Genomic DNA, 16,630 nt, shown 5'->3' with positions numbered 1-16,630 from the left:
TCCTTATCATTTTAGATCTTTATCTTTTATTATTCTATGTCCTCCAAAAGTTTCCTTACAATTTTTACATGGTGCTTGAAAGCTTCCATCTTTTGTGCTAATACACCTTAATCCAATATTATCAAACTTAGCACCATTCATTATGGCTTTTCTTGAACTCCATATTTCTGCACAATTTTCTACATTCCATTCATCTTGAAAACTATAATTTCCATATCTATTTATGGCTTTGTCTCCATACTTTTCTTTTGCTGCTCGTTTTGTTTTTTCTATTGCATCACGCAATTTACTTAATTCAGATTTTATCTCTGTTCTAGATGATCCTTTATTATTATAATATGATTCTGGAAGACTATCTACATATTCATCTGATAATAAATAATTATAGTACTCTTCATAATTTTTATTAAATCTATTTTTAAATAGATTTTTATCAAATCTCTCTCCATCACCTAATATAGTTGGATTATTTGAATGATTACCTGATGAAGCCATTTCAGTTATCGATGGATTCTCTGTATCATACGCTAAATTAACTTTAGTTCCTAATTCTTTCTCATTATATTTATACAAAAGTTTAGATCTATATTTTTGTACAGTATTATTAATCAATCTTTCAAATGTAATACCTTTAGCATTTTTTGACACCCATTCAACATTATCTGAACCAAATAAATCTTTAAGACTTTCAAAATGTTCTTCTCCACTTAAAGAATATTTATTACCATTAGCATCACATGCCACCTCAACATCTGATTTAGCACAATTACCACTGCCTTTATATACCTTACCAGCTGTAAATATTGATGTAGCAAAACCAGTCCCAGTACCAATGTCATTCGCCCACACTGGGTCAATACCCGCAGATTTAGCAAGACTTGTTGCTATAGGTGCAACCACAAAGTTAGTTCCTACACCAACAGCTGTTGTTACAGTTGTTCGCCCCACACCTGCGATGATTGCTCTAGGTACCGCTTGTCCTGCTTTCAATGCAGCTCCAACAGGAATTACTGAACCAGCTACAAATACAGCAACATTTCCAAAGGTATCATAAGCACCTTGATTTCCTTGAAAAATGGTATCACGCAGTGGATTGAAAGCTTTATCTGCACCTGTAACCATGATTTGACTTCCTTCAAAAACATTGGATACCCCATAGGCTCCAGCACTCAAACCAGCTGTCCACGCCACCGCCACAAGAGGAGTTGCTGCACCAGCTGTTAGAATAATTGCAGCTGCTCCTATTACCACTGCACCAACTCCAAATACAACTTCCCAAGCACCTTTATGCTGATTCGCTTCCTTCTGTTTTTCTTCAGCCATTCGTTTCTGGTCAGTAGTGTAGTCCTTACAAATTCTATCCCAATCCTTCTTAAACTCTTTCTGATTATCCTTATTTTGTGCATACTTGATATTAGCCTCAAAAGCATTAACAAAATCCTTACTTATAAGCTTGCTAAAGCTTCCCGGGCTATAGGAATAGCCACGTGGAACCGAAAGTGTACTCTTTAAAAGAGCTTTTGTTTGTGCAATTAAATCTTGAACTTGATCAAACTCTCTGTATCCATTTTCGTATTTATTCCAGCTATCGTCAAGATTACTCACCGTTTTTTTCATGGAATCCATCTCACTCACAACATTGAAGAGACGTTTGCTGCCTGCACCTGATAGTGATATAATATCCTCTGCTTCATCTGAAATAGCTTTTAATTTATCCCCAATAGAAGTAAAATCAGAGCGGTGTGAGCTTAGATTACGCACATGAGCATCAAAATATACCTTAACTAGCTTGAAGTTCTCGCTGCTATCCACCTCTAAATAACCTTTGACATACTTGCCAAGTGTCATTTCATAATTGTTAAGTAGCAGCTCAAGTGTTTGAATCAAAGTCATATGTACTTCATTAATATATGCTTTCATTGCATCAGCTGCGTTACCTTTTATGGCATCAGTTTGGCTTAATTGAGTCATTGCCTGATATTGGCTATTTTTCCTCAAAAGGATGAGGAATGTTATGATATTCTGTAATAGTTTCTTTTTTTTGAAAGCCCCTTGAAATGATAATATATTTTTTACCTTTCTGCCTTTGCAATATATATTATAATATCTTTCGTGTAACTATTATTTATTAGTTATTTATCAACTAATTGGATACTGTTTACTTTTTTGTTTATAGTTGATACCTTATACTGTTCTTCTATGTGATAGTTCCTGTAGTTAGTGATGTAGAATCTCTTCATTTCTCCATTGAAATGTACTCCTTTCTTTTTTAGGCATGAGAAAAAGGCTAACGCCTTTTTAGCGTTAGCCTTCATTCCTACTTTGTTGTATTTAATCTTTTATTTTTGCTACATCTAGCTGCTTAATTACAATTATTCCAATCATCCTGCTAAATTTACTGCATTCTTTAAATAATTACTTTATGCATTTAAGTTGACTTTAATTTTGTATTCAGTATTATATAATCACTATATATCGTCTTTACTATTTAAGTATCTATCTATTATTTCTTTATGTCTTTCATTGGTAGGTTGAATATTTAGTACTTCATATTCCCAAATTATTTGCCTTTCTCCTGATGAAAATGGAGATTCTAATATATTATCATAATTAAATTTAATATTAAACTTTCCAGCATTATTTAATCTGAATGTAAAGTTAGTCCATACATTCTCATTATTTTCTTTATACTCTTTATATAATTCTTCAACAATATTAGTTAATTCCATTAATAAATCCTCATATATATTTTCATCAACACTGTATATCTCTGGAATATAGTGTCCGTATACAATATTATTTCTTGTTAATGAGTTGAAATAAAAATATACTTCACTTGAATCTTCTAGTACTTCTCCATATAAATAAATCTCATTCCACTTATCTGGTATCATCTCAACTAACATATTAGCAATTTTTCCGTATATTTCACCCATTTTTTTTGTTTCCATTTTATTAACCTCCAGACTTATTTGAAATTTTTATGATTTTAGTTTTTTCTCCCTCTATAGTATACTTTATTTTAAAGCTTACAGGACGTGAATTATTAAGCTCGTAAATATTCTGTATTTTTACTTGCACATCTTTTCCTTCTTTTAATGCATTTGCCCACTCCGTTTCCATGCTATACCATTTTCCACCTGATCTATTAATTTGAGAATTCATGGGTACTAAATTATCTATCTTTCCTGAACCTAGAAATTGTGAACCAATTAAATGACCACCATCATCATCTGGAAGTCTGTAATCACCACCTACAGTTCTTTGAGCATACAAACTTCTTTTACCATCTCCAAGCTTCAATTTTCCTTCAACTTCTTCTATGTCCCCCAAGCTATTAGTTTTATATTTATATCCTTCCTTTGTAGTATATTCACAATTAGGTTTTAGTACTTTTTTACCACTTAATCTAGTATATTGATTTCCATATTTTACTTTTTCAACATCTTCAGCCGCCCCATCAACAAAACCATTTTCTCCGCCCTTAACCGTTTGAAGAGCATTTTTAGCTTCTTTGAATCCATTTTTAGTTGCTTTATAAATAGCTTCTGCCCCAGCTCCCGCTGCACCAGATGCAGAGAAGCAAGTGTTTACATACTTGCCACTTTCCTCCACATAAGTTTTTCCAAAAGCTTTTGCGAACGCAGCTGAAGCAGTCCCAAGATCACTTACTGTTCCTTTTACTTTAGTTAATAGACTCTTCGCATTTCTTGCACTTGAAACAACTACGGATTTTGTGAAATCACCTACAATACCCTTACCTTTACTAATTACTGTACGCAAATCTGCAACTTTACTCCCAAGGTTATCAATAGCCCTCCCTGGTAAAGTAATAAGACTCTTCGCATTTTCTGCACTTGAAATAGCTACAGATTTTGAGAACGTACCTATTTTTCCAAGTAAACTATCTACCTTGCTTGCATCACTGGCCGCAGCACCAATATCTTCTGGAGCCACAAGTACACTTGCAGCTACCGCAGTTGTTTGTCCTATCACATAGGTATTTCCGCTACGAACCTGGTTCCACCAATTTCCAATGCTTGTACCAACTTGTGCTCTTGCTTCATGATTTGTACATAAAGTATAAACTGTTTTTCCTGTGTCATACACACTAAACTGCGCCATACCTGAGACCATTTCGCCTGTACCTGATACAAAACCATTAACAAAGCCATAAGCGCCAGTTTTTCCTAGAGATTTTCCAATGCTCTTGTTATACCATTGTCCTACTTCATTTGTCAAGTTTCCTACTAAATTATAACCATTGCCAGTTATAGCCATTGAGGTATGATTTATAGCACTATTAACTCCTCCAACAACCATACTACCGCCCAAAACAACTAAACCAATGGATACTCCACCTGTGAACGGTGTTAATCCCAGTCCTACCACTGTAATAACCGTACCACCTACAATCTGAAGCTCGTCCCAAATTAGTCCGATTAATCCCTCTTCCTGTGCTTTTTTCTTTGCTTCTTCAACCATTCGTTTCTGGTCAGTAGTATAGTCCTTACAAATTCTATCCCAATCCTTCTTAAACTCTTTCTGATTATCCTTATTTTGTGCATACTTGATATTAGCCTCAAAAGCATTAACAAAATCCTTACTTATAAGCTTACTAAAGCTTCCTGGACTATAGGAATAGCCACGTGGAACCGAAAGTGTACTCTTTAAAAGAGCTTTTGTTTGTGCAATTAAATCTTGAACTTGATCAAACTCTTTGTATCCATTTTCGTATTTATTCCAGCTATCGTCAAGATTACTCACCGTTTTTTTCATGGAATCCATCTCACTCACAACATTGAAGAGACGTTTGCTGGCTGCACCTGATAGTGATAGAATATCCTCTGCTTCATCTGAAATAGCTTTTAATTTATCCCCAATAGAAGTAAAATCAGAGCGGTGTGAGCTTAGATTACGCACATGGGCATCAAAATCTTCCTTAACTAGCTTGAAGCTCTCGCTACTATCTACCTCTAAATAACCTTTGACATACTTGCCAAGTGTCATTTCATAATTGTTAAGGAGCAACTCAAGTGTTTGAATTAAAGTCATATGTACTTCATTAATATATGCTTTCATTGCATCAGCTGCGTTACCTTTTGTGGCATCAGTTTGGCTTAATTGAGTCATTGCCTGATTCAATTCGTCAAGTGGCTGTGTACGATTTTTTATTCCCGCTGCAATCCTAACAGAAAGGTCAGTGAGCGCATCATAATATAGTTCTGTATTACTCATAGTTGTCCTCCATATCTCGCACAGATAAAAGGGTCATCTTCAAAGTCCCCAACCTCTGTTGTCGCTATTTCCCATATTGAAACATTTTTTATTTACTTCACTCTATTATTTGTTTCAAATGGCTTTATATTCATTTATACCTAAATATTTCATTTATAAATACTATCAACATTATAGTCTCAGTTTTATAATGTTTCAAGCTATTTTAATATCTATTTTAATTTAATTTACATTAATATGAATCTCCAATACAATTATCATATGATTTTGCATATATTTCACCAAAATATCTTCTAAAAAATCCTCTATTTCATTTATACTGATATGTAGAACTTCATTTACTTTTCTTTCAATTGAAGAAAACTTTTTAGAAAGATTATTTTAATCCTCATGGCTAATTTTATGTCATCAGTAAATAAATTAGCATTTGAGGCTATTTTACAACCTTTTATTTTTTCACTATAATATTTTTATAATGAATTGATATAATTGGGAGGTATAAAAAAACCATGAAAATTTATAATAAGCTTGTAAGAGATAAAATACCAGAAATCATAGAGAACTCTGGAAAAACCTTTGATATTCACTACGCAAAAAAAGAAGATTTAATAGCTTTACTTGAAGCTAAACTTTTAGAAGAGTCAAAAGAATTTTCAGAAGATAAAAATCTTGAAGAATTGGCAGATTTAATGGAGGTTATTCTGGGTTTAACCTCTACACTTGGATTTTCTGAAGAAGAACTTATAAAAAAGAGAAATGAAAAAAAGGCTGAAAGAGGCGGTTTTGAAAAAGGAATTGTGCTTGAAAAGGTTTATGAATAAAAAAGCTTAGATATTACGTTCTAAGCTTTCTCATGTTCATATATTTCTTTTTGTTTTTTCTCTAAGCGTTCTTTATAAAATTTTATAGTTTTGTAGTCAATAACATCTTTAAAATGTTTTATAAATTCTTTATTTTGTTGAAATTTTTTAAGATTATCCTTTATATTATAACTTTCACCCATATCCATAAAAAATTCTGAAGCTGTATTTACAAATGCCTTTCTTGGATTTTTAGCAATTTTTAAATATTCTTTCTTGTCCCAATTTAAATATCCTTGAGTACCTTTGTCTCTTACTAAATCTACAGCATTGTAAGCTTTACTATAAAAATCCTTAAAACTCAAATATATATCTTCTTCACTTACAGATAATTTAAAATCACCATTATTGTAAAATGCTAAAAGCAGTGGCATCTTATAGGTTTTTGACATTGCAGTATTTTCTAATTTTTTTATAAAATCATGAGCATTTGTGCCTACTAATTCTTTTTCTTTATCATTAATTTCATTTATATTGTTTAAAAAACTTAAATAATCATTAAATATATTTACTTTTGAATTATTTCTAATAATATTGTAAACATAATTATCTATATATTTATACATTTCATATCTTGTAGGTACTCTTTCTAATTCTTCTTTTACCCTGTAGAATTCATCTCTAACTAAATCCAAAAGCTTTTTTTGCTTTTCTTCTATTTTCTTAAATATATCAACTATTCTAAAATCAAAATCTACAGTACATCCATCTGGATATTCTTCTTCATCTAAAAGTCTTGATTTTTTAGCTTTATCATAATTACGTATATCTTCACCACTTAAAACATAGGGAACTAAGTTTGCTTTTTTATAATTTCCTATAAAATCTAATACATTTAAATATTTTTTATCACCATGACCTCTAAGTCCTCGTCCAAGCTGTTGCAAAAATACAGTTTCTGATTCAGTTGGTCTTAAAAACATTACCATATCTATCTCTGGTACATCTAAACCTTCATTAAACATATCTACTGAAAAAATAACTTTTATCTTTCCTTGTTTGAATTTTTCCAAAGCTTCTACTCGATTCATTGAGTACTGCATTTTTTCACCACTTAATACAGCATAGGCTTCTACACCCTTTTTAGAAAAATATCCTGCCATATAGTTTGCGTGTTTTCTACTTGAACAAAATCCCAATGCTCTTTTACTAGTATATTTTTCATAATGTTTTAAGATTAAATCTGCACGTTTTTCCACCATTAATGCTTCTTCTAAGTCTTTTTCTATGTACTTACCCTTTTGAACAGCTATTTTACCATAATCCGTCTCATCAAATATTCCATAGTATCTAAAAGGAACAAGCCAGCCTTTATTTATGGCTTCTTTAAGCCTTACCTCATAAACAACATTATGTTTACATATATCAAACACATCTTTGTTGTCCATTCTTTCAGGTGTAGCTGTGATTCCCAGTAAAAATTTAGGTGTAAAATAATTTATTATATTTTGATAACACTTTGTAACTGCATGATGAAATTCATCTATAACTATATAATCAAAATAATCTTTTTTAAAGTATTCTTCATTACAATACTCAAGCCTTCCTAATGTTTGTACTGTAGCAAATAATATATCACATTTTTCATCTTTACTTTTTCCTGTAAAAAATCCCACTTTGTCTTCTGGTCTAACACACTTAAATGCAGATTGTGCTTGTTCTATAATTTCTTGCCTGTGTGCTACAAATAATATCTTTTTAAACTTCTTTGAATCAAAGGCTGCTAAAAAAGTTTTTCCTATCCCTGTTGCAGCAATTACAATTCCCCTATCAAAGCCTTCTTCCCTTGATTTTTTTAGTGCATACAAAGCCTCTACTTGAGCTGGTTTGGGAGAATATAACTCAACTACCTTTTCATCTTGTAAATCTTCTGATTTATCCATATGGTAAAATAGCTTTGGCTTTCTCCAAGCTTTTGAATATCTTTTTAGTTCATTGTCATCAACAATTATTGAATGATTTAAAAATAAATCTTCAAAAGTTTGTTTATATTCTTTAAAATCATTTTCATGTTCACTTTTTTTAATTCTATAATTCCATTCAATTCCACTTGTTAAGGCTGATTTAGATATATTAGAAGAACCTATAAATATATCTCCATCTTTTTCATATTCAAATATGTATGCTTTAGGATGAAAGGATTTATTACGTATATTATAAAATCTCAAATCCACTTTATCTGAAAGTTCATCTTTTAAACGGTATAATGCATGAGGTTGCGTTATATTAAGGTAATTTCCTGTTAAAATTCTTACTGGAACACCCTTTTCTAAAGCTTCTTTTAAATCCCCTACTAATAATTTAACTCCAGATTCCATTAGAAAAGCTACTATTATATCTATAGACTTAGCTTTTTTAATGGAAGCTTTTAGCTGAGGGAGTAGATGATTCATATCTCCTGTTATACAATTTAGAAGTTCTATTTCTTTTTCTTTGTAAGGTAAATCTTGTTTTATTGTAGCTTTTGTATTCATGGTATCTTTCCTTTACAAAATTCATTATATTTATATCTTACTACAAAATTACTTTTGTTTATCATATTCCTTTTCTCCTAAAAACTTTCTAAAATTACTATTTTCATTTTCAGATATTTCTTCAATTTTTTGAACTAACGCTTTAACCAAATTTTCTCTATCCATATTATTGTATTTTTCTAATCCCATGGACGCCAATCTTATTTCTTTTTTTATATATTCTGCAGCCTCTCTATATTTCAACCATGAAAGTTTATAACTATAAAATGTAATAGCTGCTGTAATAATACTTGCTAAAACACCACATATACTAGCTATGTATTTAGTAATTATACTATTAGAAAGATTAAATATTGGTATAGTAGCTGTTAAAATTATAACCAATGCATTCAAACTTTTATATTTATATCTTCCAACCTTTCCTTTTTTACAATACCAATTAAGATGATAAATTATAATATTTTTTGCTTTATCATCATTAACAAATCCTTATGCAATCTAATTTCATCATCAAAATTATATTTTTTTTGCTTCATAATCTCCCCCACACCATATTTTCACACTACTAATTTTTCAATTATTTCATTGACTTCTTTAAGTATTTCATCTTTTGTCAATCCCCTATCTTTAATAAAGCTATAATTTAATCCATTTAATCTTATCTTATCAAGCCACTCTATTATTTGTTTGCTTGAGTACTTTCCCTTTTTCATTAAAATATCATATATTAATGAAAATTCATTATTTATCCTTGTATTAAACACAACAGGATCATCAGTATTTATTGTAACAATTACATCTTCTTTTTCAGGTGAACTTAAATTTGTTATATGATAATCTTCAAAAGTTGAAAAATCACCAATAATTAAATTTGATGTTGGATTCGTTTCAATTATAATCCCTCTTTCACTGATTTTCTTCTTCATATATTCTTGAAGTTTTTTATATTTACTTATCAAAACACTATTTACATTTATGGTGAGTGTTTTTTTCATATTTTTCAAAAAATATTCACACTGTATTGCTTGATTTATAAGATTTGGAGACCAAACTATATTATCAAAATCAAAATTGCTACTAGTAAACTCAGCATCATTTTCACTATAATATTTTTTTTTAGTAAATTCTTTCAATTTACATTTTTTGAATTTGCTATTATTTCTATTACACAATCCATTAAACTTTTTTAAATACCCTCTATATAAATCTCTTACTGTTAAACCATCAGTAAATCCAAAAATACTCTCAGAAATTTGAAAAATATGATTTTCTAGATATGAAATATTTTCTAAATCTTTATAATTTTCATCTTTTGTATATAACCCCCATTCCCATAAAAGATTCTCAAAATATTCTCCAACTGGCATATAAATTGAAGTATTAATCTCTGCCCATTTATCAATATCTAATCCAATTACTATAGCATGTCCTAGTCTGTCTCCAGATTTAAATCCTAATTTTTCAATAACTTCATCAATATGTCTAATACCACTTACAATACTTCTGAATTCTTCACCTACATGATATGTAAATCCTATATCACTAATAAAATGTTTTTCACATTTTACTGATGTTTTCATATTTTTATGTTGTCTTAAAATCTTGTACGCTTTAACAAATACATAAGGCTCAGTATCATTTTCCTTACTTGCAGCATCTATACCAACTATATAATTCGAAATCCAAGGTATATCTTTTCTTATTTTGCTTATAACCTCTGCCTGTCTAGCATATTTTTCAGATAAATCATCATAATGAATATAACCTTTTTGCTTCTCTTCACTATCTGAATAAAAACATTTATCTTTAATACCTTTATATTCTTTTATGAAATGAAACACTATACCAATACTAGGAATAGTGTTTTTTCTACCACTATTATCATCCTTATAATTTTTTAGTACACTTTTATATCCTCTAAATATATTTAAAAGATTACTTTTAACTCTAGACTCATTTTCATTTGGCGAACATCTTATTTCAAGTTTTTTTATATTTTGATTATTAAGCTGACTATATAATAATTCCTCAGTATAATACCGATTATAAAAGCTAGATTGTCTGCTATATATTTTTGAAAATAAATCTAATCCTTTTCCTGCTGTATGTTGCTGTACTATATACTTATAAACTATATTTTTAATTTTTACGTATTGCCAAAAAATCTTTTTAAAATATTCCTCTCCATTAATTTTCATATATTCAATTGCTTTAGAATTAAATATATATTCTGGATATAACGTTCCTTTAAACCTATATAATTCATATATTACATCATTCTTAAACCTATAAAAATCACTAAATATATAAGTCAAAATATCATTTTTTAATATAATCTGACTATAATCCTTATCATAATTATAATCTATAGATTTATAATCAATATTATATTCATCTCTTATCCCATTAAAAATATTATTAAAATAAATATCTTCATTATGAAATTTATAACCTTCTAAAAATTTTTCACAAATCCATTTAACTGGTCTTTCTAATTTTCTATTTTTGATTTTAAATTTATCATCTATACTATTAACAAATTCACCAAAAGTACCATTAACATTATTAAGATATATAGACATTATTAATCTAATTATTTGAGCTACTTTAATATAATTTTTAAATTCAATAACCCCATCTATTGTTTTTATTTTAATTTTATTTAATACATTATCTTTTCTTTTCACATTATTCATAAGCCACATCCAAATCCTAATAAAGTCTTTAGCTGCTCCCATGTGCATATGTAATTCTGCAACACCTTTTTCTAGTACATTATCAAGCAAAGTATCTGTTGTAAATACAGGTGAGTTCCAAATGCACATATCTTCTAGTTCATCAAATCCACATTCTGATATAAAGCTACCTTTAACTGTATCCATATCAATAAGATGTTTTAATGCATACCACTCAAACTTATGATTATAATTTTCACCAATTTCAATTTGATTTTTATTAAATACTTTATTTCTATTTTTTCCACTAATAAAAATTTTTCCGTTTCTTATATCAAAATAGTTATTACCAATAATTGAATTTAAATGCAATAATATATCCTCGCAACAATACTGAACTGAAATATTGTTTCCATTACACCGTAAAACATTATTTAAATTCCAATATTCATATATAATACTTTTTATCGAATCAATCTTTGTTGTGTAAAATCCTTCTCTTATATCATTAAAAATCTCATCTATACTAATATCTATATTTTTCTTTTCTCCATTAATTTTTAATTTTACATCTGAAATTTCATTAACAAAAGGAGCCATAAAATCCGGATTAATATAAGAGTAATAAGAAGAAAATGGATAAGTTAATATTTTTAGTTTTTGGATAAATAACCCATTATTCATTATCTTTTTCTCCCACTAATAATTTTTTATTTTCTGGTTCTTCAATAAATTCTCTTACTCTCTTATCAAGTAATCCTTTTTCATTATCATTTGTAATATCCGTTTCTTTTATCTTATTAACAATATCCTTATTCTCTTTACCAAATGCTTTGTATCTATTATCTCCTATGCCTTTTATAAATTTTTTTATTTCTCTTATCTTAAGTTCTAAAACAATTTCTCTTCTCCACTCTCTATACAGTACATTTACAAAATATATATCTAATATATTTCCAAGTTCAGAATTTACATTTTTTTGATAATACTTGCTTTTCTGATCTTCTTCTATATATTTATATTCATTGATTATTTCATTTAATTTTAATAAACTATCATCAAAATAAGTCTCATCTGCTATAATTTTTTTTATTAAATTAACTTTTTTTCCCCCATGGCTCTTATTACCTATTAAATTTACCAATCTTCTAAAACTATTAAATTCTTCACTGATTAGCCTATCTATAAAATCTGCTACATCTTTATTTACTGTAGTAACGCTTTTCTTATCGTCAATTAGGTTTTCATCTAACTTTAGACGAACTTTTAATTCTTCAATTTCCACTTTTAATCTTTCTTGTTGAAAATCTGCACCTAAACCTATAATTAATTGACATAAATCACTAAGTACTTTGCAATAATCACCATTTCTTGATGTAAGTATTCTCGAAAGATTACTATATTTTTCCATTTTTTCTTTAATTTCCATATCTTCATCTCTTACTTTTAAAATAATTCTCTTTATTAAAGATTCATCAATCTTATATAAAATGGTACTTATTTCAATCCACAATTTTGATGTCTCTGTATTAAAACTATAAATTACGTCTTTTAATCTTAAAATCAAAGGGTTTTTATTTATTTCAGTGGGTTTTTCATCTTCTAAAATTGCTTTTATTTCCTTTATTCTGTTTTGGTAACTTAAATTACTCTTTAAATAAGGAACATATTTAGAATACATCACCATAAAGTTGTCTTTTTCTATATAATGCTTATATTGATTTATCAATTCATCATGAATCTCCTCAAAAGTATTTATATAATCTAAAATACTAAATAAACGCCTTTGATAATTATTAAATACAATATCTCTATGAATTACATTAAAATTATATCCTGTATAATAACTAATTATATATTCCTTTTGATTCATATTTTTAATATTACTTTCTTGGTACCATTCACTTAACTGTTTCCATTTAGGCAAATCAACCACTTGTGTTAACTTATAGTCTTTAATTATTTCTAATGCATAAATAAAAAAAGCTTTTAATCTATCCCTAATATTTCTTTTAATTTTACTATCCTTTATTATTATAGGAACTAATATTTGATAAATATTTTGAAATAAGTAATAATGCGTGAAACAATTCAAATTAATCATATATACATCGAAAAATTTTTGGTAATCACAATATACTATAACATTTGAATAATTAGGATTTCTAACTATTTTAACATAATCAGCGTTTAAAAATTCAACACATAAATCATAAAAAAATTGTATAAAAGAGCTTTGTGTATCATTCAACCTTACTTTAATTATTTCACTTTTTATTCCTTGGTTCATTTTAACTAAATCCGAATTGCTTATATACTTCATTATTAGTAATTCAGATGAAATATTAAATTCTCTAAAATATGATTCATTTGAAGTTATCTCTATATTAGAAAAATCAATATTAACTTTCTTAGTTGTTCCATCAATAAAAAATACATTATCCATATTAAATTCATTACTTATATACTCATTTAATTCCAAATTATTATTTCTTATATAATTATACAAATTATAAATTATATCGAAATTATTTTCTAAATCCTTATTTTCATATTCATGTCCATAAAAATTTTCAAAATAAACTTTTTTTAATATTTCATTATTACTTTTATTTTCTAAATAACTATAGAAATTTAGAAGCCCCCTAGGAAATTTAAAAATTAAGTTAGCAAACTGATTTGGTGATTCATATACATTTTTATAAACTCCACTCTCTTCATTAGTATATTCTCTAAACTTGTCCTGAATATGATTAAATTTATTATAATATGTATAAAACCCTTGAAAATTTCTTTGTTCACTCAGCGTTTTATAATTATATTCTAAGTTATCCACATTTATTTTAAATTCATCAAACATATCTTTTATATCATGTACATTTTGTTGTTCCTTTTTATTTTTTCCATTTGTCATATCAATTTTTAGCTTCCCAAAAAATTTGTATAATCCATCACATTTCTCGTTTCCATATGGAGTAAATCTAAATCTATCCTCAAGTTTAAAACTATCAAGTTCATTCCTATACGCAGCTGGAAATACTTTTTCAAGAAATTCTTCTGTACTTTGTACTGTTTTTTGCCATTTACTTTTATCTACTATTTTTCTATCTATATCAATACTTACTGGTATTTTTTCTCGCCTCAAAGAATCAATTATAATCTCTTCCTTAAAAGTAACAATATAACCTAATATAAATACAACAATATTAGTATGCCCTAAATAATTTAACATTGTTTTTAAAATTTCAGGACCACATTCAGGATTTATATCTATATCATCAAAAGTTATAAAAATCAATGGTTCATTATCATCATCTTTATTTTTAATAAGTTCAATAAATCTATCTATAAACTTATCAAATTTATCTATAAGCTGCATATCTGAAAATGTTGATTCCTCATTTAATTTTTCATATTCATAACTACCGTCTGATAAAGACGCTGAATTATTTCTATAATTTGGTCTAGATAATATGTAACTTTTTTTTAATTCATTATAACTACTTACTAATTCAGTAAGTTTATTTTTATTACAATAATATGGATTATTAAATTTATCTTTAAGTATTCTTATTTTTTCTTCAAAAGAATATATTACCCACCCCAATGCATTACCTTCTGAATTAAATTTACTTGGATCTATAATCGGTAAAATTATATTTTTAGATAAACTCTTTTTATTTTCATTTTTATTTTCTTCTTCTAATTCCCGTATTATAGTTAAAATCATAGATGTCTTACCAGAACCTCTATCTCCTGATATTAATATAAAATTATATGACTTTTCCTTTATAATTGATAAATTATCCTTTTCTTTTTTATTATATTCTTTAGCATCTGTTCTCATTTTATCAATTAAACTATTTATTCTTTCTTTTACTCTTATTTTATCATCAGGTAAATTTTCACCCAATACACCCGGTCCCATATGCATTTTAAGCACTTCCTATCTATATAAATTATAGTATTTTTACATTTATTACACATGTATATTTTACTACAAAATTATAACACTTTCACTTTAATATCCCACAATTTATAATTTTTAATGATTATTATCTCGAATCAATTAAAGGTATTATTTGCACAGCATTTCTCCAACATAAGTTTTTTCTTCAATTTTTATAATATTAATACTATTTTTCAACAATACCGCTATAAGTTTCCATGTGCTACTATAATACCATAGAAAATTACTTAATACTTCAAAGCATTTAAAAGGGCTGCTCTTATTATTTTAAATGCTATTTTTATATAAGGAGGTAAGCTAAAACCTTAATAACATATAGGCAGTCCAAAAATCTAATGAGTAATTTAAACAGGGTTTTGATAATTATAGAATTTCTATAAGCTATCACAGCCCTTTTTTATTACAAAAAATCAAAAATTTTAAAATGAGAAAGGAATTGATAAAATGAAAGGTATTGATATTTATTCAGGACAAGGAAGTGTAGACTTCAATGCAGTAAGAAACAGTGGAGTGGAGGTTGTATATATCAAAGCAACAGAAGGAGTAACTTATACAGACTCAACTTATAGAACTTTTTATAATGGAGCAAAGGAAGCAGGTCTTAAAGTTGGTTTTTACCACTTCTTAAGAGCAAATAGCCCAATTGACGAAGCTGAACATTTTCTAAACACTATTTCTGGTCTATCTTATGATTGCAAATGTGCTATAGATGTAGAAGTTACACTTGGACAAAGTACTGATCAAATAAGTTCAAATGTAAGGCAATTTGCAGATCACTTAATAGGAAAAGGCATAGATGTTTGTATGTATACTTACACTAGCTTCTACAAGGATAATTTAAATAGTACTGTTAAAGACTTACCATTATGGATAGCTGAATATGGAGTAAATTCCCCTAACATAGATGCTTCTTATGTGGGTTTTCAATATTCCGAAACTGGATCTGTAAGTGGTATAAGTGGAAATGTAGATTTAGATACTTTCTCTGATGGTATATTAGTTGGAGGTTCTCAAGTTGGGGATGATACTATAAAAACTATACAAAAGGATTTAAATATCTTATTAAAAAGAGGTCTTGATGTAGATGGTATAGAAGGCCCTCAAACAAAACAAGCAATAGAAGATTTTCAATCAATAATGGGACTTACAGCAGACGGTATCTGGGGTTCAAACACTCAAGCTGCTGCTGATCAAATTTTTTCTAGACCACTAGATGGAGTACCCTACCCTCACTATGAATATGCAACAAGATACATTCAATACAGAGTAGGTGCAAGCATAGATGGAAGCTTTGGTAATGGAACAAAAGCAAAGGTTCAAACTTGGCAGGCAAATAATGGACTTTCTGCAGATGGTGTTGTAGGAGCCGCTTCTTGGTCAAAACTTTTAGACTAATTTCTAACTAACGTTAAA

At 28.2% G+C, this 16,630-nt stretch carries 10 protein-coding genes and 2 pseudogenes; 2 read left to right on the top strand and 10 right to left on the bottom strand.

What is annotated here, in order from left to right; translation table 11 throughout:
* Positions 1-6: 6 nt before the first annotated feature.
* The 6 genes and pseudogenes from CLFE_RS05530 to CLFE_RS24435 all read right to left on the bottom strand — a co-directional run.
* Entirely contained in the window at positions 7-1,998 is a 1,992-nt protein-coding gene (locus CLFE_RS05530; protein WP_250944728.1) for a T7SS effector LXG polymorphic toxin, read from the bottom strand.
* A gap of 134 nt (positions 1,999-2,132) precedes the next feature.
* Positions 2,133-2,315 (bottom strand): hypothetical protein, encoded by a 183-nt coding sequence (locus CLFE_RS05525; RefSeq protein WP_139356255.1) that lies wholly within the window; start codon positions 2,313-2,315, stop codon positions 2,133-2,135.
* Between the two features lie 153 nt (positions 2,316-2,468).
* The gene (locus tag CLFE_RS05520) at positions 2,469-2,951 is read right to left on the bottom strand and encodes an antitoxin YezG family protein (RefSeq protein ID WP_077853534.1); all 483 of its coding nucleotides are present in this window, start codon (positions 2,949-2,951) and stop codon (positions 2,469-2,471) included.
* A 4-nt stretch (positions 2,952-2,955) separates the two neighbouring features.
* Positions 2,956-3,615 (bottom strand): DNA/RNA non-specific endonuclease, encoded by a 660-nt coding sequence (locus tag CLFE_RS24445; RefSeq protein ID WP_432706066.1) that lies wholly within the window; start codon positions 3,613-3,615, stop codon positions 2,956-2,958.
* A 77-nt stretch (positions 3,616-3,692) separates the two neighbouring features.
* Positions 3,693-3,996 (bottom strand): annotated as a pseudogene (locus CLFE_RS24440) (hypothetical protein); the annotation flags it as partial.
* Between the two features lie 732 nt (positions 3,997-4,728).
* Positions 4,729-5,133 (bottom strand): annotated as a pseudogene (locus CLFE_RS24435) (T7SS effector LXG polymorphic toxin); the annotation flags it as partial.
* Between the two features lie 614 nt (positions 5,134-5,747).
* Here CLFE_RS24435 and CLFE_RS05510 point away from each other — a divergent pair.
* Positions 5,748-6,059, top strand: a complete 312-nt coding sequence (locus CLFE_RS05510; RefSeq protein WP_077892546.1) for a nucleoside triphosphate pyrophosphohydrolase — start codon at positions 5,748-5,750, stop codon at positions 6,057-6,059.
* Positions 6,060-6,079: 20 nt separating this feature from the next.
* Here CLFE_RS05510 and CLFE_RS05505 read toward each other — a convergent pair whose 3' ends face one another.
* The 4 genes from CLFE_RS05505 to CLFE_RS05490 all read right to left on the bottom strand — a co-directional run bounded on the left by CLFE_RS05505 (position 6,080) and on the right by CLFE_RS05490 (position 15,181).
* The gene (locus CLFE_RS05505; protein WP_077892545.1) at positions 6,080-8,572 is read right to left on the bottom strand and encodes a DEAD/DEAH box helicase family protein; all 2,493 of its coding nucleotides are present in this window, start codon (positions 8,570-8,572) and stop codon (positions 6,080-6,082) included.
* Positions 8,573-8,620: 48 nt separating this feature from the next.
* A complete protein-coding gene (locus CLFE_RS05500; RefSeq protein WP_242951564.1) occupies positions 8,621-9,025 on the bottom strand; it encodes a DUF4231 domain-containing protein in 405 nt (134 codons plus the stop codon).
* A gap of 104 nt (positions 9,026-9,129) precedes the next feature.
* Complete coding sequence (locus tag CLFE_RS05495) at positions 9,130-11,931, bottom strand: amidohydrolase family protein (protein WP_077892543.1); 2,802 nt, start codon at positions 11,929-11,931, stop codon at positions 9,130-9,132.
* On the bottom strand, positions 11,924-15,181 hold the full coding sequence (locus CLFE_RS05490) for a hypothetical protein (protein ID WP_077892542.1): 3,258 nt from the start codon (positions 15,179-15,181) through the stop codon (positions 11,924-11,926). The genes CLFE_RS05495 and CLFE_RS05490 overlap by 8 nt, the downstream gene beginning before the upstream one ends.
* A 480-nt stretch (positions 15,182-15,661) precedes the next feature.
* Between CLFE_RS05490 and CLFE_RS05485 the strand changes: the two genes are divergently transcribed.
* On the top strand, positions 15,662-16,612 hold the full coding sequence (locus CLFE_RS05485) for a GH25 family lysozyme (protein ID WP_077892541.1): 951 nt from the start codon (positions 15,662-15,664) through the stop codon (positions 16,610-16,612).
* Positions 16,613-16,630 lie beyond the last annotated feature (18 nt).

It is taken from the genome of Clostridium felsineum DSM 794, assembly GCF_002006355.2.
GTDB classification, from domain to species: domain Bacteria; phylum Bacillota; class Clostridia; order Clostridiales; family Clostridiaceae; genus Clostridium_S; species Clostridium_S felsineum.
The sequence above is the reverse complement of the archived record's forward strand: the minus strand, read 5'-3'. Positions and strand labels throughout refer to the sequence as shown.